The following is a 26,162-nucleotide window of genomic DNA, read 5'->3' on the forward strand; positions in this document are numbered from 1 at the left end:
CGTGCAACCACCGATCACGCCGTGCGGGCCGTCGAACACCTTGCGACCGCCGCGCCCGCCGTCGTATGGTAACGATACCAACGATCAGGGGAGCAACGATGCTCGACATGCAACCGACTCCGTCGCGGACCACCCGCGCCACGCGGATCACCGCCGCCGCGATCGTCCTCGGCGTGCTCGCGGCCACCGTGCCGCACGCCGCCGAGGCCGCGCCGACAGCGACCTCCGCACCGGACCCGGTCTGGCAGCAGCGCGCCAGCCAGACGTACGACGCAATGCAGGACAACCTGTACACCGGCGCCGCGGGGCACGGGCTCTACCGCGAGAACACCGACACGACGACGGGCAACCCCTACTCGTTCCTGTGGGAGTACCGCGAGGCGACCCAGGCGGCGCTCGACCTGCAGGGCATCGCGGGCGTCGGACCGGCCTACGCCAACTCGGCCGCGGCACGGGTCGACGGCTTCGAGCACTACCACGCTGTCGCTCCCGGTGGTCGCCCCGGGTACGAGTCGTACCTGCCCGCACCGCTCGGCACCGGAGGGGACGTCTACTACGACGACAACGCCGTCGTCGGTCTGTCGTTCGTCAGCCAGTACCAGGCCACCGACGACGCGGCCGCTCTCGACCACGCCCGTGCTGCCTTCGACGTGGCGGTCCGGAGCTGGAACACCGACGCGTCGCTCAGCTGCCCGGGTGGCTCCGACTGGATCGACCGCCCGGACAACACGACCCGCGCAGCGAACGTCACCGGGCTGACGGCGCAGCTGGCGGCGCACCTCTACGAGGAGACCCGCGATGCGTCCTACCTGCGCTGGAGCACCCGGCTGTACGACTGGAACAACCGGTGCCTGCGACAGTCGGCCGGTCTGTACCGGAACAGCCTCGGCGACGACGGCAGCGTCGACCCCACCCTCTGGACGTACAACTCCGGCGCGATGATCGGCACCGCGACGATCCTCTACCGCGCGACGGACGACCCGAAGTACCTGCGGCAGGCGACCTCGGCCGCCCGGGCGTCCCTGCGGTACTGGAGCGCCGACGGCCGCCTCCAGCAGCAGCCGGCGGTCTTCAACGCCTTCTACTTCAAGGACCTGCTGCTGCTCGACTCCGTGCAGCACGACCCGTCCTACCGCGCGGCTGCCGAGCAGTGGGCGACGGCGACCTGGCGCGACAACCGCGACCCGGCGACCGGTCTCTTCCACTTCCAGCCGAGCGGCGGCGGCGACCCCGACGCGGACCGCCCGGCGGCCACGCTCGACCAGGCCGCGCTGGTGCAGGTGTTCGCGGTGCTCGGCTGGTCCGCGGACCGGCTCGGGGACGTCAGTTGACGGCACCGCTCCGCACCGCGGCCCCCGTCGGCGTCATGGACGTCGGCGGGGGTCACGTCACGGCGGCCTTCGTCGACGCCGGCGGTGGAGCGGAGCTCGTCGTCGAGCGCGGCGGGGCGGTCGATCCGCACGCCGCCCGCGACCGACTGCTCGAGCAGCTCGCCGCCCCCGGTCGTGCGCTCGTGGACGCAGCGGCGGCCGCCGGATCGCCGAGCCCGCTGGGGTGGTGCATCGCGATGCCCGGGCCCTTCGATGCCGAGGCGGGGAGGGGGACCTTCGCCGGCGTCGACAAGTTCCTGGCGCTGGCGGGGATCGACCTCCGTACGGCGCTCGCCGATCGGCTCGGGGTCGTCCCGGCAGCGGTGCGGTTCTGCAACGACGCGACCGCCTACGGCATCGGCGAGTGGGCGGCGGGCGCCGGTGCGGGTTCGGCCCGGATGGTCTGCATCACGCTCGGGACGGGCGTCGGGTCGGCCTTCCTGCGCGACGGCGAGGAGGTGCGCGAGGACCCGACCGTCCCCGAGCAGGGGGAGGTCCACCGGCTGACGATCGACGGCCGACCGCTCGAGGACACGGTCTCGTCCCCGGCGATCCGACGTGCCGATCGGGCCCGGTCGGGGCGCGAGCGATCGGTGGAGGAGATCTGCGCCGCAGCGCGCTCCGGAGACCGAGCGGCGGCGGAGGTCGTCGCGACGGCCGTGCGCGCGCTCGGCGCCGCACTGTCGCCCTGGGTGGAGCGCTTCGCGGCCGACCGAGTGGTGGTCGGCGGATCGATCGCGCGGTCCTGGGACGTCATCGGCGCACCGCTGCGCGCCGGTCTCGCCGGACGGGTCGGCCTGCGCCCGGCCGGCGGCTCGGTCGTCGGTCCGACCGGTGTGGTCGTCGTGCCCGCCGCGCTCGGCGCGCGTGCGCCCCTGTTCGGCGCCGCGACCGTGTGGCGGCGGGCCGCGGACCACTGACCGCGGCCCGCCCGCCCTCGCGGTCGGTCGCTGGTCGCGGCCCGCCCCGCCCCGACCTCACCGTCGGTCGCTGATCGCGGCCCGCCCGACCTCGCCGTCAGTCGCTGAGCGCGGTCCCGCGCACCGATGCCTTGACGGTGCCGAGTCGCTGTCCGACGCCTCGGCCCCACGGGCGGATCGTGTAGGGCCCGACGCTGGCGGGCACGATTAACGTCTCGGCGTAGTGCACGACGAACGGCTCGAACGCGCCGCTCGGGCTCTCGACGACGGCCTCCGCACCCTCGACCAGGTTCAGGACGTTGACCGTGCCGTCCGTGTCGTGCGGGACCACGCCCTCGAACCAGTGCCGCCGGACCTCGATGAACTCGAGTTCGTGCAGGCCGGTGCGTTCCTCGACCCAGCCGTCGCCCCGCGCGACCTCGGTGACCTGGTTGACGAGCTGCTCGCGGGCGAAGTCCGTCCGGCGGTCCCACTGGATGTTCGCGAACGCGTGGTCGAGGTGGACCGGCCGCGGGATGCCGTCGAGGCCGACCCGGCCCCAGTCCCACATCTTGAAGGTGAAGATGTACGGCGTCGCCGAGATCTCGAGGACCATCGAGTCCGCGCCGGAGCAGTGCACGGTGCCCGCCGGGATGAGGAAGTGGTCGTGCTTCTTCGCCGGGAAGGTGTTGACGTAGCGGTCGGCGGGGAACGGCTCGTCGCCTGCGGACGCGGTCCGGAGGGCGGCCTGCATCGCGTCGGGGTCGGCATCGTCGCGGACCCCGAGGTAGACGACGGCGTCCTCGGCCGCGTCGAGCATGTAGTAGCTCTCGTCCTGCGTGTAGGGCATGCCGAAGACGTTCTGCATGTAGTCGGTCAGGGGGTGGACCTGCAGCGAGAGGTTCCCGCCGGCCATCGTGTCGAGGAAGTCGAAGCGGATGGGGAACTCGGCGCCGAACCGGGCGTGGGTCCGGACACCGAGCAGCTCCCGCGGGTGCCGGAAGACGAGGTCGAGCGCCGGCAGCTCGACGACCGTGTCGTCGATGCGGAGCAGCAGGCTGTTCTCCTCCGGGACGCAGTCGAAGCACCAGGCGTAGTTGTCGGCGTCCCCGACCTGGAGGACCTCCTTCATCCACTGGCCGCCCCACACGCCGGGGTCGAAGAACGGCACCACGCGGAAGGGGCGGCGGCTGGCGAGTTCGAGCCCGGCGAGGAAGGTGTCGGCGCCGATGAGCTTCGCGTCCGCCATCGAGCCGTTGGCGTCGAGGACGAGGTCGATCCGGTCGAACAGTGCGCGCTTGTGTCGGTCGGCCACGCGCCACTCGACGAAGTACCCGCGCTTGACCTTGCGCAGTTGGTCCTCGTCGCCGTTGTCGGCACGCCAGTTCGGTGCCCCGGCACGCTGCCGCCGTTGGATCTCCCAGCGCGCCAGGTCGGCGAGGACCACGGTGTCGAACGACGTCGGGACGAGCGTCGCGCCCCAGCCGAGGACGACGACCGGCCCGTCCGCGGCACGGACCCGCTCGGCCACCTCGGCGAGGCGGTCTGCGTCGTAGAACGCGTCGAGCACCTGGTGACCGAGCACGCCGAAGACCCGGTCGTCGGTGAGGTTCGCGGCGATGCGTTCCTCGATCACGGCGTTCGGCAGGGCCGCGGCCGCCTCGACGTCGATGAGGACGGCGTCCGGGGCGACGGCGGCGAGTTCGCGGCGGAGGCCGTCGAGGTCGCTGCCGGGGTAGGTGTCGACGGCCATCGTGCGTCGGCCCGTGAGCTCGCCGGCGAGGCGTTCCCAGGCGGCGCGACCGGCCCACACGTCGTGGCCGGGCGGAAGGTCGATGACGGGTGCCTTGTCGTACTGGCCGACGGTCACGCCGGGAGGCCGGGAGGAGGACATGGAGCCCCTTTCGCGCTGATAACGTTACCAACACTACAACGCACGCGGCACGGGGACGCAAGTCGCGCCTCCAGACCAGGTCTGCTCGGGGCGGCGGACGCCTCGTCAGTGGTGGACGATGTGCACCGGGAGCTCGACGAGCCGCGGCGCTTCGCCGTCGGCGGAGCCGTCGAGGCGTGACAGCAGCATCCGCGCGGCGACCCGGCCGAGCTCTGCCGGGTCGTGGTCGATGACCGACAGCGGGAACGGGGCCATGTCCGCGAAGTCGAACGAGTCGAAGGCGGAGAGCCGCGGTGGGGAGTCGATCCGCCCGTCGGTGAGGGCCTTCGCGATCGCGCGGATCGCGCCGACGCTGATCCGGTTGTTCGCGGCGAACACGGCCGTCGGCGGCTCGGGGCGGGCGAGGAGGTCCCGCATGGCCCCTTCGGCGGTGGCGGCGTCCTGCAACCCCAGCACGACGAGGGACTCGTCCGGCGCGACCCCGTGCGCGTCGAAGGCGCTGCGGAAGCCGGCGAGCCGACGCTGCCCAGTCGACACGGTGACCTTGTTGCCGAGGAAGGCGATGCGACGGTGGCCGTCGTCGAGCATCAGGGACGTCGCGTCGCGGGCGCCGTGGACGTCGTCGATCAGGACGGCGTCCGCTGGGACGTCGGCGACGGTGCGGGACGCCAGCACGAGTGGGGCGTCGTTCAGGCGGGCGGTCGTGAAGCGGTCGACGTCCTGCCCGACCGGGACCACGACGAGCCCCTCGACCTGGCGACCGAGGAAGTCGGACAGGAGCTGTCGCTCGAGATCGGCGTCCTCGTTCGTCGTGCCGACGAGGATGCGCCGCCCGGTCGCGGCGACGACCTGCTCGATGCCCTGCACGACGCCGGCGTAGTACGGGTTGCCGATGTTCGTGATCATCACGCCGACGAGCCCGGACCGCTGCCCGGGGCGCAGGCTCCTGGCGTTCTCGTTCCGGTGGTAGCCCACCTCGGCGATGACGCGCTCGACGTGCTCACGGAGCGCGGGACGCACGTTCTTGCCGCCGGACAGCACGCGCGAGACGGTCATCGGGCTGACCTCGGCGACCCGGGCGATGTCCTTCACGGTCATCGCGGGCTTCCGGGGCGATCCGGATCCCGCGGCTGTCTGCATGGGTCCCTGTATACCGGACAACCCCCTTGCGGCCGGTCCGCCGCCGTGTATGCTCCCGTTGGTAACGTTATCAATTCACCGTCGAATGGAACGCCCGATGCCGAACCCGTTCTCCCGAGGGCCCGCCGTGACCCGACGCACCGCGCTCGCGCTCGGTGGTGGGGGGCTGCTCGCGTTGACCCTGGCCGCCTGTGCCCGGGGCACCGACACGCAGCCCTCCGCCCCCGGGACGGTCACCCTGAACAGCGACAACCCGACCTGGGGTCCCGGGTACGCCGCCGCGTCGGCCGTCCTGGCCGACCGCATCGGGTACCGGATCACCTCCCGCTCCGTCGCGAGCGTCACCAACTACACGCAGGTCATCCGGATGACGGCCCAGACCGACAGCACCACCGACCTCATCAAGTGGACGAACGGGTACCGACTGCAGGACATTGCGCGGGCGGACATCCTCACCGACCTCAACCCGGTGTGGGACGCGGCGGTCGAGCGCGGCTGGGTCGACCCGGCGCAGCGGGAGTCCTTCAGCTACCGCGGCAAGGCCTACGGCGTGCCGCTCTACAAGAGCTACTACGCCGTCTTCTACAGCAAGAAGGCGTTCGCCGAGCACGGCATCGACGTCCCGACGACCTTCGACGGGATGCTCGACGCCGCCCACCGGCTCAAGGACGCCGGCATCACGCCGTTCCTCTCGCCGGGCGCGACGACGTGGGAGGCCGAGATCTGGTTCATGCAGCTGCTCGCCTCGATCGACCCGGACTACTACAAGGCGGTCACCACGGACCGGGCGAGCTACACGGACGAACCCGCGGAGCAGGCGATGGACCTCTGGTCGTCGATGTACGCGGACGGCCTCTTCTCGGCGCCCGACGTCACCTCGAACGACCTGCCAGGGCTGGTCAGCAAGGGCAAGTTCGGCATGATGCTCTACGGCACCTGGTTCGCGAACACCCTGCTCGCGGCCGGTCTCTCCGACGCCGACATCGGGTTCTTCCGCGTCCCGCCCCGCGGCTCCGCCGAACCGACCGTCGTCGTCGAGAGCGGGTCGCTCTCGGTGCCCGTCAAGGCGCACCGGCACCGCGCCGCGGTCGCCGTCGCGGAGAACTGGCTGGCGACGGACGTGCAGACGGCATGGGTGGGGTTCCTCGGCGATACGAGTCCGAACCCCCACGCCTTGCCGAAGTCGCACCTCGTGCAGGACCTGGCGAAGGACATCGCCGCGACGAAGCCCGTCGAGCTCACCCGGTACTGGGAGGCATCGCCCACGCCGCTCATCGAGGGCAACGTGCAGGACCTCGGGTCCTTCATGGTGAACCCCTCGAAGGCGCACGGTCTCGCGACCCTGCGCTCCATGCAGGACCGCGCAGTGACCGAGTGGAAGACCTGGAACGCCGCATGACGCTCACGCAACCGCCCGTCCCCGAGACGGCCCTCGACCAGGAGGCGCGCCCCACCGACCGACGTCGGCCGCCGTCCGCCGGACGGACACCGCTCCGGGCACGCCTCGCCGGCGGCGCGTTCCTCGCGCCGTCCGTCGTGCTGGTGGTCGCGCTGCTGGTCGTCCCGTTCCTGTTCACGATCTACCGCAGCTTCTTCGACGACAACGGGTTCACCCGGAGCTGGGTCGGCATCGACAACTACCGCGCGATGTTCGCCGACCCCGCCTTCGGGCAGTCCGTGCTCAACACGTTCCTCTGGGTCGTCGGGACGCTCCTGCTGCCGGTCGGGATCGGCCTCGCGATCGCGGTCGAGACCTGGAAGCTCCGGCTCGGCGGTCTCGCACGGTTCGCGATCGTGCTGCCCTACGCCATCTCCGGCTCGGCCACGGCCGTCGTGTGGACCTTCATGCTCTCGACGGACGGCGGTCTCGACACGCTCCTGCGGACGCTGGGGCTGGACGGTCTCGTCTCGCAGTGGCTGCTCCAGTGGCCGCTCAACACCGTGATGATGATCGTCGCGACCACGTGGCAGGCCACCGGCGCCTGCGTCATCCTGTTCCTGGTCGGCCTCCAGTCGATCCCGCCGAACACCCTCGAGGCGGCACAGATCGACGGCGCCTCGGGCTGGCGGCTGTTCTGGTCGGTGACGTTCCCCCAGTTGCGGCCGATGACCGTCGTCGTCGTGGGGATCTCGATCGTCGGCAGCCTCAAGGTCTTCGACCAGGTGCTGCTGCTGACCAACGGCGGCCCGGGCACGGCGTCCGAGACCCTCGCGCTGACCATGTACCGCGAGACGTTCACGCTCTCCCGGTACGGGTCGGGCGCAGCGGTCGCCGTGTTCCTGACGCTCGTGGTGGTCGTGGCCTCGTGGGCGTACCTCCGCCGGCAACTCCGTCCGACCGACTAGCTGGAGCCACCGATGACCAAGACCTCCCGCCGCATCCTCGCGGCCGTGCTGACCGTCGTGTCCCTGATCTGGCTGATCCCGTCGTACCTCCTCGTCGTGAACGCCTTCACGAAGAGCGCGGACTACTCGGGCACGCCGTCGTGGTGGCCGACCTCGTGGTCCCTGTTCGACAACATCGCCACCGCCTTCCGGAACGCGAACGTCGGCCAGGGCATGGCGAACAGCCTGCTGTACTCCGTCGTCGGCGCCGGGGCAGCGGTGTTCATCGCGGCGCTCGCCTCGTTCGCGGTGACGATCATGCCCGTCAAGCGCCCGACGTTCTGGTTCTGGGTGATCTACATCGGCACGATCCTGCCGCTGCAGGCCTTCCTGTCGCCGCTCTTCACCGGGTACGCCGCGGCGTCGCTGTTCGACACCCAGTACGGCATGCTGCTCGTCTACGTGGCACTCACCATCCCCTTCGCGTTCTTCGTGGTGCGCGGGCACATGACCGGCCTGCCGAACGAGGTCCGCGAAGCCGCCTCGCTCGACGGCGCCGGGTGGGTCCGGATGTTCTTCCAGGTCCACCTCCCGCTGTCGACGAGCGCGCTCCTCGCCGCCTTCGTCTTCCAGTTCACCTGGATCTGGAACGACCTGCTGTTCGGCCTGACGCTCTCGTCGAGCCCGAACATCCGGCCCGTGATGGCGACGCTCGCCGACCTCACCGGCAACTACTCGACGTACGGGCCGCCGGTGGCGCTCGCCGGGGCGCTCGTCGCATCCCTGCCGACGGTCGTCGTGTTCTTCGCCTTCCAGCGGTTCTTCGCCCGCGGGCTGAACCCGACGGCCTGACCCCGACGCTCCGACGCTCCGACCCGACGGCCCGACCCGGGCCCGGCGACCCAGCACCCGGACGTCGCTCCGCCCACCGATCCACGAAGGAAGTCCTGCTCCGATGACCGAATCCGCCCTCGTCTCCGCCCAACCCTGGTCGCACCTGGAGGCCCGTGACGGACTCCTCGACCGGGCGACCGTCGCCTCCGGCACGATCGGGGGGACCCGCGTGCGGGTCGTCCCCGAGCCGCTGCAGACCGAGCGGGACGGCACGGCCGTGCAGAGCGTGCGCCTGCTGTTCGACGCCGCCGTGGCGAGCATCCCCGGGCTCGACGTCGTCACCCTCACCGGCCCGTCCGGCGACCTCGTCGTCGACCGGGCTCCGGCGCCCGACGAGTCCTCCGTCCGCCTGCTCGTCCGCAGTGTCGACGAGCCGACCGTGGTCGTGCTCGCGATCCCGGCGACCGGCGACGAGACCCTGTCGTTCGAGCTGCTCCCGCAGCGGGCGTGGTCCGTGCACGTCGTCCACCACTCGCACTTCGACTTCGGGTACACCGACCCGCAGACCGCGGTGATCTCGTCGCAGCGCTCCTACCTCGACTCCGCGGTCGAGCTGGCGGCGGCGACGCGCGAGTGGCCCGACACCGCGCGCTTCCGCTGGAACGTCGAGGCGCTCTGGGCGTTCGCCGACTGGGAGCGGCACCGCCCCGCCGCGAAGGTCGCCGAGTTCGTGCGGCTCGTGCAGGAGGGATCGATCGGACTCAGCGCGATGCCGTACAACCTGCACACCGACACCTGCTCGACGGAGGAGCTGCACGAGCTGCTCCGCGAGGCCCGGCGGATCCGCGAGCAGTACGGCATCGACTTCACGACGGCCATGCAGACCGACGTCCCCGGACAGGTCGCCGGCCTGCCCGACGCCCTGCAGGAGGTCGGGGTGCGCTACCTCGCCGTGGCGCACAACTGGGCCGGACGGTCGATGCCACACCAGAACGGCGCCCTCGACCTGCCACGCCTGTTCCGGTGGCGCACCCCGGCCGGCGGGTCGGTCGTGGTCTGGATGACGGACAGCCCGCACGGGCTCGCGTACATGGAGGGGCCGATGGTCGGTCTGACCGAGTCGTACGAGGTCGCCGAGACGTACCTGCCCGCCTACCTGACCGCCCTGGCGACCCGGGGCTACCCGTTCCCGCCCGGGGTGTTCGGTGCGCACGGCGAAGAGGCCGAGGGGCGATCCGGCTACCCGTGGGAGGTCCTGCACCTGCGGACGCAGGGGTTCATGGGCGACAACGGTCCGGCCCGGCTGCACCTGTCGGAGGTCGTCCGACGCTGGAACGAGACCTGGACGTCGCCGACCCTGCGGGTCTCGACGAACGAGGACTTCTTCGCCGAGGCAGAGGCCCGGCACGGCGACGAGCTCACCACGGTCGAGGGGGACTGGGGCGACTGGTGGGTCGAGGGCGTCGGGTCCGCAGCCGTCCCCCTCGCGCTCGCCCGTGAGGCGCAGGCGACGGTGAGCGACGCCCGTTCCTTCTCGCAGGCGGCCGCGTGGCTCGGCGGCCAAGCGGTCCCGACGGAGCGCGCGGACTCGGACGCCGCGTACGACGCCATCTCGATGTTCAACGAGCACACGTGGGGTGCGAGCAACTCGTGGACCCACGGGGACGAGGGCTACGACTCGGGCGAACGGCAGTGGCAGTGGAAGGTCGCACAGGCCCTGACGGGTCACCAACGCGGACGCGACCTCGCCGAGCACGCCCTCGTCTACCTCGAGGACACGGTCGCCGCGGCGGACGACGCCCTCGCGTCGATCGTCGTCGCGAACGCCTCCGGGGCCACGCGCACCGGCGCGGTGCGCTTCCTGCTGAAGGAGTCGACCGTGCCGCTCGACGCGGCCGTCGCGGTCCGCGACGGCCGGACCGGCGCGGCACTCGGACTCGTCGTCGAGCCGCAGTCGAACGCGCTCCACCGTGAGTCCGGTCGCTGGCTCTCCGTCCAGGTGGCCGACGTGCCGGCGTTCGGCTTCGTCCGGGTCGACGTGGTCGCGGCGGACGGCGCGCCGGACGACGCCGTCGTGTCGTCCCGCACCCACGACCCGCTGACCACCCCGGCCGCCGAGCTCTTCACCCTCGAGAACGCCCACCTCCGCGTCGTCGCCGACCCCCGGACGTCGACCATCGCCTCCGTCGTCGAGCTCGCGACCGGCCGCGAGATCGTCGAGCAGCACGCGCCCGCCGGCTTCAACGGGTACGTCTACGACGAGTACGGGTCGTCGGGCGCGGGCGTGAACCACCTGGCGAACAAGCTGTGGAGCTCCGACCGGCTCGAACTCCTCGCCAGCCGGACGACCGGTGGTCCGGCGGTGCTGGTGGAACGGGTGTCGGACGCGGTCGAGGAGCGGCTCGTCTACCGGTTCGCGGCCGCCGGGGTCGACGGCGTCACCGTCACGCTCCGTCTGCGGCACGGCGAGCCCCGGCTCCGCATCGAGAACCGCCTCGAGAAGCCCGTCACCCGCACGAAGGAGAGCGCCTTCTTCGCCTTCCCGTTCGCGGCGACCGACCCGACCGTGCGGTACGAGGTGTCCGGCGGGGTGACCGGCGACGGCCTCGCGCACGTCCCCGGCGCACCGCAGCACATGCGTGCGATCCGGAACTGGGTGAGTGTGCAGGACGGCGACGACGCGGTGGTGTGGGTGACGAAGGACGCACCGCTCGTGCACCCCGGCACGATCTCGCTGCCGTACGCGCCGTTCCCCGCCAGCACCAGCCCGACCCGTGCGGCGACCGTGTACTCGTGGCTGCACAACAACGTCTGGGACACGAACTTCCCGATCGAGCAGGGCTTCACGGCGACGTTCGAGTACGCGGTCGGGGTGCGGGCCCACGCGGGGGAGCCGGTCGAGGCGGTGGCGGAGCAGACGACGGCCGACCTGGTCCGGCCACTCGCCGCCGTCCCAGCCGCCGGTACCGCCGGTACAGCCGGTTCCGACGGTGCTGCCGGGGCGTCCGCAGCGCTCCTCGAGCTCAGCGACCCGCGCGTCCGGCTCGTCTCCGTGGTCGCCGGCGACGACGACCGCACGTCGATCGTCCGGTTGCAGTCCTTCGCGGACGAGCCGGTGGACCTCGAACTGACGTTCGGCGTGCCCGTCGAGACCGCCGTCCGGTCGACCTACCTGGGCGACGAGATCGACGAGACGCTCGAGATCGCCGAGCCAGCCGAGACCGACGGCGGAGCCGAGGCGGCCGCCGGTGTCGTGCGGACGTCGCTGCAGCCCTTCGCCGTGGCCGCCGTCCGCGTGCGGCGCGGGCCGGGCGAGCGGTAGGCGCGGAACGGACCGCAGGCTGGAGGACCCGGGTCGACGATGCGCCCCCCCAGGTGAAGTCGCTTCATCGCATCGTCGCCGGGTCCGTCCCATTCTGTCGGAACGACCGTGTGCCGTCAGCGGAACACGTGACCCCAGTTCGGGGGGTACGGCGGGATTGCCAAACCGTCCGGCCGTGCACGTGCGGCGGGGTCCGTATCCTGGGCGCATGCCATCAACGGCCCTCGGGGGCGCCGACGAGTTCTCGCGTGCGGTCGCGCACGCGATCGAGGACGCGCGGTCCGCGGCCGGGCTGACGACGCGGGAGCTCATCAAGCGGTCGGGGCTCTCCCCGAACTACTACTACCGGCGAGCGCGGGGGGAGCTGCCCTTCACCACGAACGACATGTCGGCGCTCGCCGCCGCGTGCGACGTCAGCGTCGGCGCCCTGTGGACGCGGGCGCAGGCCGAGATCGTGCCGAAGGCCGCCTCGGACGCGGACGTCGTCGCGGGCCGGGTCAACAAGCTGCTCGCGGTCGCGCGGGCGCAGTTCCCCCGGATGGACCTGCAGGCAGCGTTGCTCTCGAGCGACGTGGCGCGGGACGCCGGGCTGGCGGCTCCGCAGTGGCACGCCCTCCTGAGCGGCGAGCTCTCCGCGGTCACCCGCGAGCACCGGGCCGCCGTCGCGGCCTTCTTCGGTGTGCCGGAGGAGTACCTCCTGACCACGGAGGTCTCCGACGTCATCGACGACGTCGATGCACGCCTCGACGTGCAGGAGGCCTTCGCGCAGACCGGCGCGCACGGTGCCTCGTCGCGCGGGCCGGGCGCGACGACCCCGGCGTCCTTGCGGGCACTGGCGCGGGCCATCCGTGAGAGCAACGAGCGAGGACGGTGACCGGGCGTGCAGGACATCGACCAGGTCGACCGCGCCGTCCACGAGATCCTCGGGGCGTTGGCGCTGCCCGACGACGACCGCACCCTCGAGCGACTCCTCCGGGCGGCTGGTGACGCGACCGGCAAGCGGATCGAGCTGCGACCGATCAGCAACCCCGACCAGCACCACACCGGGTACTGGATCGACCACGGCTCCTACGGCGTGATCATGTACCGCCCGACGGACACCGAGTCGATCCGGGTGCACACGATCCTCCACGAGTGCATCCACGCGGTCGGCGGCCACTGGGGGTGCAGTGCCCGGCCGGAGACCGCCGACGCGCTCCGCGCCGCCGTGGGGGACCCGATCATCTCGATCCGGGCGCGCTCGATCCTGACGACGATGCTGACCGACGACGCGCAGATCGAGGAGGCGGTCGCCGAGCGCGGGGCGTTCGCGCTCGCCCGCTGGCTCCGCGGCGCCGACACCGCATCGGCGGCGGACATCTTTTGACCCCGTCGGTCGCCTCGACGCTCGCGCTCGTGCTCGGCGCGCTGCTGTTCCTCTACCGGGCGCCGCGGTCGTTCCGGACGTGGCGCGCCCGCGCCGCCGTGCGCGAGCGGTTCCCGCCCGCGTGGGTGGCGAGCGGCTTCGCCATCGTCGGGCTGCTCACCCTCGGCGTCGTCGGGCTGCCGGCGAACGCGATGGACGAGGCGCTCCCCGTCGTCGGCGGGCAGAACGTCCTGAACCTCGTCGAGGCACTCGCCGCGACCGCGGGCTTCTGGTACCTGCGCGACGCCATCCGCCTCTACAGCGGCGACCGACCCCCGGCGCGTCGACGCCACCTCCTGCTGCACTGCGCGGTGTTCACCGCCTGCTTCCTCGCGATCCCCGATCGGCGTGGGCCCGCGCTCACCTTCATCGACGACCACCTGTCCTCGGTCGCCTGCTGGGTCTACATCACGCTCTACATGCTCGGCGTCCTGCACCTCGCCGTGGACTCCTGGCGGTCCGCGTGGACGCGGCGCACGACCGTGCCGGGGCGCGCGTTCCTGACCGGGTTCGCCTTCGTCGCGGTGGGAGCGGTGCTCGACCTCACCTACACGACCCTCGGACACGTGCACGGCGAGCTCACGCCGCTCGGCGAGGCGTTCCTCGACGGGTTCCAGGCGTTCTTCTTCCCCGGGATGGTCGTCATCATGGTCGGGTACCTCCTCCCCAGCGCGAGCCGTGCGGTCTGGCGGTGGCTCGGCTGGCGGCTCGCGCTGATGAGCGGAGCGGACGCGTCGACGGCGCTCGCGCGGACGTGGCGCCGCACGCCCGATCCCCTCGGCGAGGCCTACGCCCTGACCATCGCCATCCAGGGGCGCCTGATGGACGAGTCCCTGCGGCTCAGCCCGGCGGACGGCCGCCGGTTCCGGCGCACCGAGCGATGGGTCACCCGAGCGGCGATCCCCACCAGCGGAAGGACCTGGACGACATGAGACGAACAGCAGCAGTGACGGCAGCGGCGGGGGTCGCCGGAGCGGTCGTCCTCGGCGCGGCGGCCTTCGGTGTGGTCGGCGGACGTCGAGCGGTGCACCCGCGTCCGAAGCGACGACCCCGCGTGCTCGCCGTCGACGAGCAGCGCATCCGCCTCGAGCGGACGCACCACACCGAGGCCCCCGGCACGTACCGCATCCGGTTCGGGGACGACGACGCCCGACACGCCCTCGTCGGCGACGTCGTCGCGCGGGACGACGACACCGTCACCCGCACCGTCCTCGGTGCCGACACCGGCCTGCCCGGTGTCGACGACGTCGTGCTCTGGACCGGGTACGTGTTCGCCACCCCCGACGACGTCGGCACGCCCTTCCGCGAGGTACAGGTGGACGCGCCAAGCGGTCGACGTGCCGCGTGGTTGTTCGAGCCCGAGGACCCGTCCCGACGCTGGGCGGTCCACGTGCACGGCATCCACTCCTCGCGGACCTCCGCGCTCCGCAGCGTGCCGGCCACCGTCGCGGCCGGCATGCCGTCGCTGGTGGTCTCGTACCGCGGCGACGCCGAGGACCCCGCGACCCCGCCGGCCACGCTCGGCCAGGACGAGGCCCGCGACGTCGACGCCGCGATCCGGTACGCCCTGGACCACGGCGCGCAGGACGTGGTGCTGGTCGGGTGGTCGATGGGCGGGACGATCAGCGTGATCCTGGCCGACGAGCAGCGACGCGGCCGTGACGTCGCCGGCGTGGTGCTCGTCGGGCCGGCGCTCGACTGGCGGACGATCATCCGCGACGCGGCACGACGGTCCGGCATCCCGTCGCCGCTCGCGCCGCTGTTCACGGCCGCGCTGACCGTCCCCGTCCTCGCGCACGCCGCCGGGCTGCGCCGCCCGCTCCGGGCCCGCCACCTCCGACCGTCGCTGGGGCACGTGCCGGCCCCGGTGCTCATCCTGCACTCCACCGGGGACGCCGAGGCGCCGCTGGCCTCGTCCGAGCAGGTCGCCGCGGACCACCCGGACCGCGTCCGCCTCGAGCGGTTCGGACCGGTGCCCCACGGCATGGAGCGCAACGCCGAGCCGGAGCGGTTCGACGACCTGGTCACGACGTTCCTCCGACAGCTCCCACCGCACGCCTGAGTCGCGGCCGGTCCGTGCCCCGGCAGCCTGCCCCGCGGTCGGCTCCGCCCCACCGGCCCGGTACGGTGGCCGGGTGGGCAAGGTCACGCTGCAGGACGTCGCGGACCACGCCGGTGTGTCGATGAAGACCGTGTCGAACGTGGTGCGCGGCTACCGCCACGTCAGCGTGGCCATGCGCGACCGCGTGCAGGCGGCGGTGGACGAGCTCGGCTACCGCCCGAACGTCTCCGGGCGCAGCCTGGCGACGGGCCGCTCGAACATGCTCGCCTTCGCGTTCCCGGACCTCCGACGCCCCTACTTCGCCGAACTGGCCCACGTGTTCTCGCGCGTGTGCGCCGACCGCGGGTACCAGCTGCTCCTCGAGGAGACCGGCGGCACGGCGGACGGTGAACGGTCGGCGGTCCGCGGTCGCGAGGCCGGCGTGGTCGACGGGGTGGTGATCCACCCGCAGGTGCTGACCCCGGAGTACATCGACGGCATCCGTGGGGACACCGTGGTTGTATTCCTGGGCGAGGACGTCCGCCCGGAGCACTCCGACCAGGTGGTGATCGACAACGTGGGGGCGGCGGCCGAGGCCGTCGACCACCTCGTCGCGCTCGGCCGTCGTCGCATCGGGTTCCTCGGGCACGAGACCGGTCCGGCGTCACGCACGTCGACGTTCCGCCTCGAGGGGTACCGCGCCGGACTGGAACGCGCGGGCCTGCCCGTCGACGACGGCCTCCTCGTCGCGCGCGAGGTCGGCGATGCCGCGGGCGCCGAAGCCGCCTTCGGGGCGGCGCTGGACGCAGGGCTCGACGTCGACGCGCTCCTCTGCCGCGACGACCTGGCCGCCATCGGCGCGCTCCGCGCCATGCGGCTGCGCGGACGGGAGGCGCCGGACGACGTCGCCGTGGTCGGCTGGGACGGCTTCGGCCTGGCGGCGAGCCTCGCACCGAGCCTCACGTCGGTCGCGCCGGACACGGTCGCCCTCGCCGAGTCCGCGCTCGACCTGCTGCTGGCCCGGATCGACGGTGACGACGCGGCCGGCCGCCTCGTCACCGTCGGCCACCGTCTCGTTGTGGGAGAGAGCGCACCGTACGCCGACGGTTCCGTCGACTGACGGGAGGCGCGTGGCGCCGCCGCACCGCGCCTCCCGTCCGGCAGGGACACCGGACGGGAGGCTCGTGGCACGGCCGCGCCGCGCCTCCCGTCCGGCGGTGGATCCATCCGGGTGGGCGCCCGGCTCAGCACGGTAGAGCGCAGCGGTCGACCACCAGACGCGCGCGGACCTGCCGCATCCGCTCTACTTCGGATCGATGGCTCGCGAGGCGGAAGCGGGGCTCTCGCCAGCGGCGTTGCCGGCAGTCCACGACGCTGACTTCTACGACGTGGACTCGGGCGAGGGATACTGGATCTCAGGTCCTAAGCGCGACAGGGCAGACGCTCGACAGGGGCACGGAGTGCCCATTGTCGACGAAGACGCGCGCGTTGCCTACGGCAAGTTCCCTCGATGGTGGACCGCTACCAGGCCGAGAGTGCGGCTGACCAGGCCAGCAGGATGCAGTTCACTTGACGACAGAAGAATTGGCTTGAGAATGAGCAGTTACATGGCTATCAATCCTCCGGGCTCGTCGGGCGGACTTCCATTGCCGATCTGGCTTGGTGTGGTGGTGGTCCTCATCATCATTGGCGTCGTATTGGCCGTCCGTCGTCGTCGACGAGGCGCACAAGATGATGGTTTCGCCCTTTGTGGTAGTCCTCTTCGCGAGCGGAGCGGTCTTGATTGCCGCCGCAATCGGGATCTCCTGGTATCGAGTTGATTCGCAAGAGTCGGCGGACCCGGTGAATTCCCGCTCGAACGTTCTCGCAACTGCCGGCGGGTTGATAGCGGGAGCGGCCATCATCTGGGGGTTCGTGGAGCAGGGTTTCCTTCGATGAGCAGGAGACCCGGACCCGAGCTCGGGTCGTCTTGCGGCGGTGTGTCAACAAGTTGCCCAGCGCGGCATGCGCTTCGTCCGGTTCGCCACGGAGCCGGCGACCTTGGTTCCGCCAGCGCCCTCGATTCCCCAGGGACTCCCGTGGGAGCAGGTATTGGCGTCGGTTCAGTCGGTGACTTCACAAGTACGTGGGGGTGAGTGACTTGCAAGGGGAGTTGATCTTCACGGGCCTCGGCATCCTTCTCATGGGTGTGTTACTGATGGCGTTTGCACCGTCGGTGTCCACATCGATGAAGGAAGGTATCCGGAGCCTCTTCGGGTTCGAGGACAAGGGTGACCGGTCAGCGGTCTGGGGCATCAGAGGAGCCGGGCTCTTCTTCGTCCTCTTCGGACTCGCGGTCGGAGCGCTCGCGATCTTCACGATGTGATTGCTCGTTCCACGAAGAGTGGACGCGGGCGGCCGAAGCGTCAGCCCTGCCGCGTCCGCGCTAAGCCGACCGAACCTGCGGCAGCCCCCGACCTCACTGCAGGAGCGACTGCACGGCGTTCCACAGATTGAACTGCTTGCCGCCCGAGAACAGCGCGCCTGCCTTCTTGTACCGGTAGTTCGTGGCACCGGGCATGCCCGCGCCGAGCAGCCGGACGTGTCCGATCGCACGGCCATCGTCCGCGCTCGTCACGCTCCAGTCGGAGGGGGAGCCGACCGGCGGGCCGTCGCACGTCACGACGTACCGGTGACCCGTGTCGGTCTCGACGTCGAACTGCCGGACGTGGACGAGGTCGGCGTCGCGGTCCTGGACCTGCCCCTGCACCGTCACCGTTCTGATGTTCGCCTGCACCACTCGAGTCTCCTCGATGGACCGGGCCGCGGTCCGGCCGTCGGGCGGGAGCGGACCGTCCGATGGTCGTCGGGTTGTGGGCGTGGACCGGTGGGAGGCGCGTGGCGGGGCCGTCACGCGCCTCCCGTCCGACACGGAGCGAGCGCGCGAGGACGACGGCACCGACCCGGGCCGTCAGGCCGCTGCTTCGGCTGCGCGAGCAGCCACGTCCCGACCGGCGCGCGCAGCGCTGCCGCTCACCTTCGCTCCGACCAGGCGGAGCATCATCCCCGGGGTCGGAGGGAACGCGCCGAGCTGCCCGAGCATCGTCACGTCGTCCCGGACGGCTGTTGCCGTCCGGTCCGTAGCGTCTTCACCGGAGCGGCCCGGTCGTCCCGCCGCTCCCGAACGGGGCCGGGGCCGGCACCGCGCCCGAACGACGCGATACCGACCCCGGCTCCGACTCCGGTGCTACGGCTGGACGGGCAGCGCGACCTTCGGGGAGGCGAGCAGGTCCCAACCGGCCTTGGCCTTCGCGGTGGTCGGGTCGACGTGCCAGTACTTCGCGAGCTTCGTCGCGTAGGCGTAGTCGTAACCGGCGGCCGTGAAGGCGTTCTGCGCGTCGGCCTCGGTCGGCGTCGGCTGCTCGAGCGGGATCGGCTTGTTCGCCAGTGCCAGCGAACCGGCCTTGACCTTCGCCGCGGCCGGGCTCACGTGCCAGTGCTGCGCGAGACGGTCGGCGAGGCCCGGGTCGCTCGGGTCCACGAGGCCGAGCGCGTAGAGGTCCTGGTCCGACGTGTACGTGCGCGAGAAGCCCTGACCCGGAGCGAAGGGCAGCTCGTGTCCGGCGAGCAGCTTCGACCCGGCGGTCGACTTCGCGGTGGTGCGGTCGGTCTTCCAGATCGTCGCCAGGTTCAGCGAGTCCTCGTACTTGTAGCCGGCCTTCGCGTAGGCGTCGAGGGCCTTCTGCGTGGGGTCGTTCGCCAGCTGCGCCCGCAGCTGCTTGATGAGCGCCTGCTTCTCGGCCGGGGTGCGTGCCGAAGCGACGTCCGCGATGGAGACGGGCTTCTTGGCCGTGGCGGCGGCGACGTGCGAGGTCGTCGTCTTCGCGGCGGGAGCAGCGTGGTGGGCCACCGACGCCTGGGCCGGCAGGGTGCCGAACAGCGCGGCCGCAGCGCACGCTGCGGCACCGGCGACGAGGACAGCGCTTCCCGCGCGGCGGAACGCGCGACCGCGCTTGGGGGTCTGGTCATTCGTGTTCATGGTGGTTTCCTTCAGTTCGTGAAGTGGACCGTCATCGTCGACGACGATCTGTCGTGCGTGCCGGGGCATGCTGTCGGACGGCTGCGCCCCTCCTGGCGGAGGGGCTGGTCGCCGGCGGACAGCCGACCGGGGCACGTCGTCAACGATGCCGAGGCCCTGATGAAGCGACGATGAAACGTCCTCGACGAGCGCGGCACTCCACGGGATCACGGAGGAAACGACGGACGGGAGGCGCGTGGCGGCCCCGCCACGCGCCTCCCGTCCGACGGTGCGTCAGTCCGTACCGGGGTGGACGCTGCCCAGCAGCTCGACCAGTGCGGCGCGGAGCGCGGGCGGCAGGTCGACGCTCTCCAGCTCGGCGATCCGGTCCGCGCGCGACGTGTCGCGTGCGACGACGGTCCAGGCCTCGAGCTTCTCCGGGTTCCCCGCCTGGGCGCGCTCGAGCAGGCGGCGGGCGCCGTCGCGGGCGTCGACGCCGACCTGCGGCGGTCCGACGAGGGTGAGCACGGCTCCCTCGGCCGTGTCGACCGTCAGGTCGACCGAGAAGCGGTCCGCGCGCTGCGCCGCCACTCGCTGCCCGGCGGCGGGTGCGGCGAGGAACGTGACGCGCCACTGCCGACGTGCCGGCACCGACGAGCGGTCGCCCTCGGCCGCCTCGATGCGGAACACCGACGCGTCCGCGTCCCATGCCAGGCGGGTGGAGCAGACCGAGGCGGGGTCGTCCTCGCGGTCCTCGACCAGGGTGAACGAACCGGATGCGCCGGGCGCGACGAGCACCTCGAGCGACGTCGGGTTCACGGTGGCGTCGACCTCGTCCTCGGCGGCGAGCGGCAGGATCCCGCCGGCACGGAGGAGCACCGGGATCCCCTCGACGCCGCGGTGCAGGTCGACCCGGCGGTCCCCGGCGTACGTCGTGCCGGTGAAGACGTCCGTCCAGGTGCCCGGCGGCAACCAGGCGCGGGCGCGACCGAGGAGCGACGCCGGATCGCGCGGCTCGACGATCGGTGCGACGAGCAGTTCGCTGCCGAAGGCGTACTCGTTCGGCACCCGGTAGGCCTCGTCGCGGTGCGGTTCCAGGTGGTAGACCGGCCGGACCAGGGCGGTACCCGCGGCCGCACGGTGGTTCATCGTGTGCAGGTAGGGCACGAGGCGGTGCCGGAACCGGAGGGCGTCGCCCATCGCGTCGCGCGACTCGGCGGGGAACGCCCACGGTTCCTTCCGGATGAACGGGTTGTTCGCGGAGTGCAGCCGCATGATCGGCGAGAAGACGCCGAACTGCACCCACCGGGTGGCGAGCTCGTCGTCGCGGACGCCGCGGGTGTGCCCGCCGATGTCGTGGCTCCACCAGCCGTACCCGATGTTCGCGGCCGTCGCGGTGAACTCGGGCTGGAAGGCCAGGGACGCCCACGAGACGACCGCGTCGCCGGAGAACCCGACCGCGTACCGGTGGCTGCCCGGTCCGGCGTAGCGCGAGAACGTCATGCCGACGCCGCCGTCGCGGGCGGAGTCGAGCATGTGGAAGTGGTTGAGCAGCCAGAGCGGGTCCACGCCCGGCAGGCTCGTGGTGCGGCCCTGCTGCCAGTCGATCCACCAGAAGTCGACGCCCTGCTCCTCGAGCGGGTGGTGCAGGTCGGCGAAGTACGTCTCGAGGAACCGGCGGTCGGTCGGGTCGAAGGCGACGGCTTCCTCGGACGCCGGGTCGATGCCCATCGCTGCGGCCACCGCGGGGTAGGCGTCCTCGAACGCGCGCACCCCGTCGGCCGGGTGCAGGTTGAGGGTCGTGCGCATGCCCCGCTCGTGCAGGGCGCCCAGGAAGGCGGCCGGGTCGGGGAACAGCGACGGCTCCCACGAGTAGCCCGTCCAGCCGTTGCCGAACCGTTCGGGGACGGAGTCGACCCGGTGCCAGTCCATGTCGATGACGGCGACAGAGAACGGCAGCCGTTCCTCGGCGAACCGGTCGACGAGCGCGAGGTACTCGCTGTCCGAGTACGGGTGGTAGCGGCTCCACCAGTTGCCGAGCGCCCAGCGCGGCAGGAGCGACGGCGCGCCGGAGACGGCGTGGAAGGCGTGCAGGGCGGCGTCGTAGTCGCGGCCGTAGGCGAACACGGTGACGTCACGGCGGCCGGGCACACGGGTGCCGATCCAGCCGTCGCCCTCGAACAGGAACGACTCCGAGTCGTCGAGGACCGTGATGCCGTCGCGCGCCAGGATGCCGGACTCCAGGGGCATCCGGCCGTCGACGTCGTCGAGCGTGCGGCCGGTGCCGCCGAGGTCGCGCGGCTCCTGACCCCAGCGCCAGCGGTTCGCGTCCGGGCCGAGGGTCTCGACGGTGAACCCGCCGGGGGAGAACGGTCGGCCGTCGTAGCGCAGGCGGGCACGGGCGGTGGTGACGACGACGCCGCCGGCCGCGGCAGGGTCGACCGCGGCCGGACCGGCCGCGGTGTCGTCGGAGCGGCCGGCCGCGCCGCCGTTCGCTGCCGTCCGTTCCACCGTGAACGCCGGCACGGGCAGGTCGCGGCGGAGCGCGAACGTCGAGGCGCGGTCCTCGAAGCCGCCGTCGTCGCTCCACTCGACGCGGAACACGCCGTCGGCGAGGACGGACACGCGCCAGTGGTCACCGCTGATCGTGGCGGCCGGGTCGGCTCGGGGTGCCGACCCGGGGAAGGGTCGGATCACGTTCTCGGTCATCAGTTCTTCACGGCTCCCTGGGTCACACCGGAGATCACCCAGCGCTGGGCGAACAGGTACACGATGATCGTCGGCGCCATCGCCATCAAGTAGGAGGCGAACGCCACGTTGTAGTTCGTGCCGAACTTGCTCTGGAAGATGTTCTGCACGACCGGCAGCGTCTGCATCGTCGGGTCGGCCGTGATGAGCGACGGCAGCATGAAGTCGTTCCACGAGGCCAGGAAGGCGAAGATGCCCACCGTGGCGTTCATCGGCGCGAGGAGCGGCAGGATGATGCGCCAGAAGATCTGCCACGTGCTCGCGCCGTCGATGCGGGCGCTCTCCTCGAGCTCGACGGGGATCGAGCGGAGGTACGCCGAGTAGAGCAGCACGCTGAACGACAGTTGGAACATGGCGTGCAGGAGCCCGACGCCGATCGGGTTGTCCAGGCCGAGCTGGGCGGTCAGCTTGATCTGCGGCAGGGCGATGACCGGGAACGGCAGGAACATCGCGGCGAGCAGGTAGACGAACGAGAAGCGGAAGAACCGCCTGTGCCAGTTCCGCACGATCGCGTACGACGCGAAGGAGCTGAGCAGCAGCGTCGCGACGACCGTCAACGCGGCGACGCCGACCGACACCGAGAACGACACTGGGAAGCGGGTGATCTGCCACGCCTCGACGAAGCTCGTCGGGTTGAACGGCGCCGGCAGGGACAGGGCGTTGCCGTCGACCGACTGCGCGCTCGTCTTGAACGCCATCGCGACGGTGACGTAGAGCGGGACGAGGACGGTGAGGGACGCGACCGCGAGCAGGATCGTCAGCGGCCAGTTCGGCCGGCCGAGCCGGTGCCGACGGACCATCCGGTCGTCGTCGCGGCCGCCGGGGACGGTGGTCTGGGTTCGGGTGTCGAGGGCGGTCATGCGAGTCGCAGGTTCCTTCCGCGGGTCGCCGCGAGCTGCAGCACGGAGATGAGGACGGTGATGACGAAGAAGACGGTCGCGTTGGCCATCTGGTACGCGTAGTCACCGCCGGTGAAGCCGCCGAAGATGGTCATCGCGACGCTGCTCGTGGCGCTGCCAGGACCGCCGTTCGTCAGGCCGACGATGACGTCGTAGGCGCCGAGGTAGCCCTTCACGCCGAGCACGGTGTTGATGACGATGAACCCGCTGATGAGCGGCAGGGTGATGGAGCGGAGCTGCTTCCAGGCACCGGCGCCGTCGAGCGAGCTCGCCTCGTACACGTCGTTCGGGATCGAGGTGAGCCCGGCGGTGTAGACGAGGAGCGCGCCGGGGACGGTCTGCCACGCGGACACGATCACGATCGACAGCCAGGCGAGGTTCGGGTCGCCCAGGATGCTCTGCTCGAGCGGACCGAAGCCGACCGAGGTGGCGAGCGCGGGCAGGGTGTTCGAGAACAGGTAGCTGAACACGTAGGCCACGATGATGCCGGAGACGACCATCGGGATGACGAACACCGAGCGGAGCCCGGCGGCGTACTTGACCTTCTTCGTCAGGGCGATCGCGAGCGCGAGCGCGATGACCTGCGTCACGACGACCGTGACCAGCGCGAACCCGAGCGTGAAGCCGTAGGACGCCAGGATCGACGGGTCGGACACGAGCGCCTTGTAGTTCTCGAGCCCGAGGAAGTGCCACGACCCGAAGCCGAGGTAGTCGGTGAAGCTGTAGAAGATGCCGACGCACGCGGGGGCGACGACGAACGCGGTGAACAGCACGAGGGCCGGCACGATGAAGAAGTAGTACATCGGCTCGGTGCGGCGCAGGGAACCGACGCGACGGTGCACGCGCGTCGCCGCCGTGGCCGGTCCCGGTGCTGGCTGGTCGGACTCGCGCGCGAGTGGGGTCTGGATGGTCATGATCGCTCCTGGGGTCCTGGTCGCCGGGCTCAGACGGTCGCCGACCGGCCGGCGAGACGCCGCCAGTCCGCGTCCAGTCGGCGCAGCATCGAGGTGAAGTCACCGCTCCGGATCGCCGTCTGCAGGTAGTTGCCGAGCGGGATCGAGGTCGGGATGAAGGTGCCGGCGCCCTGGTAGAACGCGGCGTCGTCGACGTACTGCTGCAGGCCCGCCAGACGCTCGTCCGTCTGCGGCGGAGCGCCCTTGCGGGTGGAGTACGCGAGGTTGTCGCGGTTGTACGCGTCGATGACCTCGTCCTGCATGAGGAACTCGACGAGCTCGTGCGCGCGGTCCACGTGCGCGGTGGCCTCGGGGACGTAGAGGCCGAGGTCGACGTTCACCCGGGCCTTGCGTTCCGTGGGGTCGTTCGAGACGGGCAGGGCGAACGTGCCGACCTCGAGCTTGTCGTCGACGAGCGCGATCTGCCCGAGCGCCCACGGGCCCTGCAGGTACATGGCCGCCTTGCCCTGCCCGAAGGCCAGGTTGCCGTCGGCGTAGGACCGGGTGGCGTGGTCCGGGTTGAAGAACGTCGAGATCGTCTTCGCGCGCTCCATCGGCACCGCGAACGTCTTCTCGAACGACACCTCGGAGTCGGGTCCGACGTCGGCGCCGATCGCCTTCATCTTCCGGAAGAACGAGCCGGTGTCCACCAGGCTGCCGACCGAGTAGTCGAACAGCCCCTGCCACAGCGTCCAGGTGTCGCGGTCGGTCGCGTACACGGGTGTGATCCCGGCCTTCCGCAGCTCGGTGCAGACGTCGACGAACTCGTGCCAGGTGGTCGGCACGGGCAGGCCGTGGTCGCGGAAGATCTTCTTGTTGTAGATGACCCCGGCGGCGGCCAACGAGTACGGCAGGACGCTGACCCGGCCGGGGTACTTGGCGTACTGGTCCCCGAGCGTGGCGATGCTCGGACGGATGCGGCTGGCCGACGGCAGTCCGCTCAGGTCGCGGAGCACGCCGCGCTCGACGTAGCGGGCGAGCTCGAGGTTGTCGTTGAAGCACCCGACGTCGGCGGGCTGCCCGCGGACGAACTGCGGTGCGATGGCGTTCGAGCTGTCGTGCACCACGGAGACGCCCGCGTGCTCCCGCTCGAAGCGGCGGAGCAGCTTGTCGAAGTAGGCGATCACCTCCTGCTTCTGCTCGTAGAAGCGGAGGGTGGTGGTGCCGCCCGCTGCGGCCTGCCCGGGTGTCGCGCACCCCGCCAACGCCAACGTGCCGAGTGCGATGCCGCCCGCCGCTCCGGCGAGGAACCCCCGCCGTCCGAGCGTCGTCCCGGTGAACCCTGTCCTGCTGCCGACCATTGCTGCTCCCTCGTGCGCATCCTCGCGCCTGCTCATGTTTACAGCGCTGGAAACGCTACGTCAACGTTGTAATCCGGACGGGAGGCGCGGCTCGGCCCGGTCGCGCGGCCTCCGTCGACCCTGGGGTCGCCCCCACGGCGTCAGCCCTCGAGGAGCATCCGGCGCGCCAGGCGCGCCAGTTCGCGGGTGGCGGGTGAGAGCGGGACGCCGGCGCGTTGGACGAGGGCGATGGTGTCGTACAGCGGGTCGGCGAACGGGACGGTGTGCAGTCCGGTGGGGAAGGTGCGGCCGGCGGCGACGGCGCCGGAGACGATGGTGTCGCCGGCGCCCCGGGCGACGAGGTCGAGGGCCGAGTCGATGTGCTCCACCTCGATGCGGGGCAGGAGCGAGACGCCGGCGAGCTGGGCGCGTTCGGCGAGCTGTCGTCGGGTGGGGTCGCGCCAGCCGTAGTGGGCGTCGTAGAGGACGAGGTCGGTGGCGGCGAGGTCCTCGATGGTGACCGGTCGCGCGGTCTTCGCCGGGTCGGCGGAGGCGAATAGCACGTCGTCTCGACGCAACGGCGTCACCTCGAGCGACTCCGCGTCGATCGGCAGGACCACGAGGCCGGCTTCGAGCTCCCCGGCGGCGACGGCCTCGGCGACCTCCACCGAGTTCAGCCCGATCACCCGCAACCGGACGTCCGGGTAGCGCTGGTGGAACCGTTCCAGCAGCCGGGACAGGAAGTAGTAGTTCGCGTTCCGGAGCAGCCCGAACGTGGCGACACCGCCGCGGAGGCTCGTGAGGTCCCGGAGGGCGCGGTCCGCCTCGTCCGCCGCGTCCACCGTCAGCCGCGCGTGCGGCATGAGCGCCTCGCCCGCCACGGTGAGCACGAGGCCGCGGCTGCTCCGGGTGAAGAGCCGGACGCCGTAGGTCTCCTCCATGCGCTTGACGAGTTCGGACACGGAGGGCTGAGCCATCCCGAGCTGGACGGCCGCGGCCGAGAAGGACCCCGCCGCGGCGATGACCAGGAAGGCGCGCAACTGGTTCAGCGTCAT

21 protein-coding genes are annotated in these 26,162 nt (G+C 71.6%); 12 read left to right on the top strand and 9 right to left on the bottom strand.

Annotated elements, in window-relative coordinates:
* The first annotated feature begins 107 nt into the window (after window positions 1-107).
* Complete coding sequence (locus tag AAEP86_RS05115) at window positions 108-1,331, top strand: glycoside hydrolase family 76 protein (protein ID WP_420369456.1); 1,224 nt, start codon at window positions 108-110, stop codon at window positions 1,329-1,331.
* Complete coding sequence (locus AAEP86_RS05120) at window positions 1,328-2,290, top strand: ROK family protein (protein WP_420369457.1); 963 nt, start codon at window positions 1,328-1,330, stop codon at window positions 2,288-2,290. Before AAEP86_RS05115 ends, AAEP86_RS05120 begins: the two co-directional genes overlap by 4 nt.
* A 97-nt stretch (window positions 2,291-2,387) precedes the next feature.
* On the opposite strand, the gene AAEP86_RS05125 is transcribed toward AAEP86_RS05120, so the two are convergent.
* Complete coding sequence (locus tag AAEP86_RS05125) at window positions 2,388-4,163, bottom strand: class I mannose-6-phosphate isomerase (protein WP_420369458.1); 1,776 nt, start codon at window positions 4,161-4,163, stop codon at window positions 2,388-2,390.
* A 105-nt stretch (window positions 4,164-4,268) separates the two neighbouring features.
* On the bottom strand, window positions 4,269-5,303 hold the full coding sequence (locus AAEP86_RS05130; RefSeq protein WP_420369459.1) for a LacI family DNA-binding transcriptional regulator: 1,035 nt from the start codon (window positions 5,301-5,303) through the stop codon (window positions 4,269-4,271).
* A gap of 127 nt (window positions 5,304-5,430) precedes the next feature.
* On the opposite strand from AAEP86_RS05130, the gene AAEP86_RS05135 reads away from it, so the two are divergent.
* From AAEP86_RS05135 to AAEP86_RS05180, 10 genes are all read left to right on the top strand, one after another.
* Entirely contained in the window at window positions 5,431-6,702 is a 1,272-nt protein-coding gene (locus AAEP86_RS05135) for an ABC transporter substrate-binding protein (protein WP_420369460.1), read from the top strand.
* Complete coding sequence (locus tag AAEP86_RS05140) at window positions 6,699-7,649, top strand: carbohydrate ABC transporter permease (protein ID WP_420369461.1); 951 nt, start codon at window positions 6,699-6,701, stop codon at window positions 7,647-7,649. Before AAEP86_RS05135 ends, AAEP86_RS05140 begins: the two co-directional genes overlap by 4 nt.
* A 12-nt stretch (window positions 7,650-7,661) precedes the next feature.
* The gene (locus AAEP86_RS05145; RefSeq protein WP_420369462.1) at window positions 7,662-8,480 is read left to right on the top strand and encodes a carbohydrate ABC transporter permease; all 819 of its coding nucleotides are present in this window, start codon (window positions 7,662-7,664) and stop codon (window positions 8,478-8,480) included.
* 103 nt (window positions 8,481-8,583) lie between these two features.
* Window positions 8,584-11,784, top strand: coding sequence for a glycoside hydrolase family 38 C-terminal domain-containing protein (locus tag AAEP86_RS05150; protein ID WP_420369463.1), 3,201 nt, complete (start codon window positions 8,584-8,586; stop codon window positions 11,782-11,784).
* 208 nt (window positions 11,785-11,992) lie between these two features.
* Window positions 11,993-12,658, top strand: coding sequence for an XRE family transcriptional regulator (locus AAEP86_RS05155; RefSeq protein WP_420369464.1), 666 nt, complete (start codon window positions 11,993-11,995; stop codon window positions 12,656-12,658).
* A gap of 6 nt (window positions 12,659-12,664) precedes the next feature.
* Window positions 12,665-13,150 carry a hypothetical protein gene (locus AAEP86_RS05160; RefSeq protein WP_420369465.1) on the top strand — a complete coding sequence of 162 codons (486 nt, stop codon included), beginning with the start codon at window positions 12,665-12,667 and terminating at the stop codon, window positions 13,148-13,150.
* Entirely contained in the window at window positions 13,147-14,121 is a 975-nt protein-coding gene (locus AAEP86_RS05165; protein ID WP_420369466.1) for a hypothetical protein, read from the top strand. Before AAEP86_RS05160 ends, AAEP86_RS05165 begins: the two co-directional genes overlap by 4 nt.
* Complete coding sequence (locus AAEP86_RS05170) at window positions 14,118-15,251, top strand: alpha/beta hydrolase (protein WP_420369467.1); 1,134 nt, start codon at window positions 14,118-14,120, stop codon at window positions 15,249-15,251. Before AAEP86_RS05165 ends, AAEP86_RS05170 begins: the two co-directional genes overlap by 4 nt.
* Before the next feature lie 73 nt (window positions 15,252-15,324).
* Window positions 15,325-16,350: a LacI family DNA-binding transcriptional regulator gene (locus AAEP86_RS05175; protein ID WP_420369468.1), complete on the top strand. Its 1,026-nt coding sequence runs from the start codon at window positions 15,325-15,327 to the stop codon at window positions 16,348-16,350.
* Between the two features lie 1,095 nt (window positions 16,351-17,445).
* The gene (locus AAEP86_RS05180) at window positions 17,446-17,595 is read left to right on the top strand and encodes a hypothetical protein (protein ID WP_420369469.1); all 150 of its coding nucleotides are present in this window, start codon (window positions 17,446-17,448) and stop codon (window positions 17,593-17,595) included.
* A gap of 93 nt (window positions 17,596-17,688) precedes the next feature.
* Here AAEP86_RS05180 and AAEP86_RS05185 read toward each other — a convergent pair whose 3' ends face one another.
* The 7 genes from AAEP86_RS05185 to AAEP86_RS05215 all read right to left on the bottom strand — a co-directional run bounded on the left by AAEP86_RS05185 (window position 17,689) and on the right by AAEP86_RS05215 (window position 26,162).
* Window positions 17,689-18,009, bottom strand: coding sequence for a hypothetical protein (locus AAEP86_RS05185; RefSeq protein ID WP_420369470.1), 321 nt, complete (start codon window positions 18,007-18,009; stop codon window positions 17,689-17,691).
* Between the two features lie 447 nt (window positions 18,010-18,456).
* On the bottom strand, window positions 18,457-19,248 hold the full coding sequence (locus tag AAEP86_RS05190; protein ID WP_420369471.1) for a hypothetical protein: 792 nt from the start codon (window positions 19,246-19,248) through the stop codon (window positions 18,457-18,459).
* 273 nt (window positions 19,249-19,521) lie between these two features.
* A complete protein-coding gene (locus AAEP86_RS05195; protein ID WP_420369472.1) occupies window positions 19,522-21,936 on the bottom strand; it encodes a TIM-barrel domain-containing protein in 2,415 nt (804 codons plus the stop codon).
* Window positions 21,936-22,835 carry a carbohydrate ABC transporter permease gene (locus AAEP86_RS05200; protein WP_420369473.1) on the bottom strand — a complete coding sequence of 300 codons (900 nt, stop codon included), beginning with the start codon at window positions 22,833-22,835 and terminating at the stop codon, window positions 21,936-21,938. Before AAEP86_RS05200 ends, AAEP86_RS05195 begins: the two co-directional genes overlap by 1 nt.
* Window positions 22,832-23,788 carry a carbohydrate ABC transporter permease gene (locus AAEP86_RS05205; RefSeq protein ID WP_420369474.1) on the bottom strand — a complete coding sequence of 319 codons (957 nt, stop codon included), beginning with the start codon at window positions 23,786-23,788 and terminating at the stop codon, window positions 22,832-22,834. The genes AAEP86_RS05200 and AAEP86_RS05205 overlap by 4 nt, the downstream gene beginning before the upstream one ends.
* A 29-nt stretch (window positions 23,789-23,817) precedes the next feature.
* Window positions 23,818-25,128, bottom strand: a complete 1,311-nt coding sequence (locus AAEP86_RS05210) for an ABC transporter substrate-binding protein (protein WP_420369475.1) — start codon at window positions 25,126-25,128, stop codon at window positions 23,818-23,820.
* 140 nt (window positions 25,129-25,268) lie between these two features.
* On the bottom strand, window positions 25,269-26,162 hold the full coding sequence (locus tag AAEP86_RS05215; protein WP_420369476.1) for a LysR family transcriptional regulator: 894 nt from the start codon (window positions 26,160-26,162) through the stop codon (window positions 25,269-25,271).

The organism is Curtobacterium sp. L1-20 (genome assembly GCF_048755855.1).
Lineage (GTDB): Bacteria > Actinomycetota > Actinomycetes > Actinomycetales > Microbacteriaceae > Curtobacterium.

Bases quoted from the DNA above. Each gene is read 5' to 3' on its own strand.
- AAEP86_RS05115 (WP_420369456.1), top strand. From the start codon at position 108: ATGCAACCGACTCCGTCGCGGACCACCCGCGCCACGCGGATCACCGCC.
- AAEP86_RS05125 (WP_420369458.1), bottom strand. From the start codon at position 4,163: ATGTCCTCCTCCCGGCCTCCCGGCGTGACCGTCGGCCAGTACGACAAG.
- AAEP86_RS05130 (WP_420369459.1), bottom strand. From the start codon at position 5,303: ATGCAGACAGCCGCGGGATCCGGATCGCCCCGGAAGCCCGCGATGACC.
- AAEP86_RS05140 (WP_420369461.1), top strand. From the start codon at position 6,699: ATGACGCTCACGCAACCGCCCGTCCCCGAGACGGCCCTCGACCAGGAG.
- AAEP86_RS05145 (WP_420369462.1), top strand. From the start codon at position 7,662: ATGACCAAGACCTCCCGCCGCATCCTCGCGGCCGTGCTGACCGTCGTG.
- AAEP86_RS05150 (WP_420369463.1), top strand. From the start codon at position 8,584: ATGACCGAATCCGCCCTCGTCTCCGCCCAACCCTGGTCGCACCTGGAG.
- AAEP86_RS05155 (WP_420369464.1), top strand. From the start codon at position 11,993: ATGCCATCAACGGCCCTCGGGGGCGCCGACGAGTTCTCGCGTGCGGTC.
- AAEP86_RS05170 (WP_420369467.1), top strand. From the start codon at position 14,118: ATGAGACGAACAGCAGCAGTGACGGCAGCGGCGGGGGTCGCCGGAGCG.
- AAEP86_RS05190 (WP_420369471.1), bottom strand. From the start codon at position 19,248: ATGAACACGAATGACCAGACCCCCAAGCGCGGTCGCGCGTTCCGCCGC.
- AAEP86_RS05195 (WP_420369472.1), bottom strand. From the start codon at position 21,936: ATGACCGAGAACGTGATCCGACCCTTCCCCGGGTCGGCACCCCGAGCC.
- AAEP86_RS05200 (WP_420369473.1), bottom strand. From the start codon at position 22,835: ATGACCGCCCTCGACACCCGAACCCAGACCACCGTCCCCGGCGGCCGC.
- AAEP86_RS05205 (WP_420369474.1), bottom strand. From the start codon at position 23,788: ATGACCATCCAGACCCCACTCGCGCGCGAGTCCGACCAGCCAGCACCG.
- AAEP86_RS05210 (WP_420369475.1), bottom strand. From the start codon at position 25,128: ATGGTCGGCAGCAGGACAGGGTTCACCGGGACGACGCTCGGACGGCGG.
- AAEP86_RS05215 (WP_420369476.1), bottom strand. From the start codon at position 26,162: ATGACGCTGAACCAGTTGCGCGCCTTCCTGGTCATCGCCGCGGCGGGG.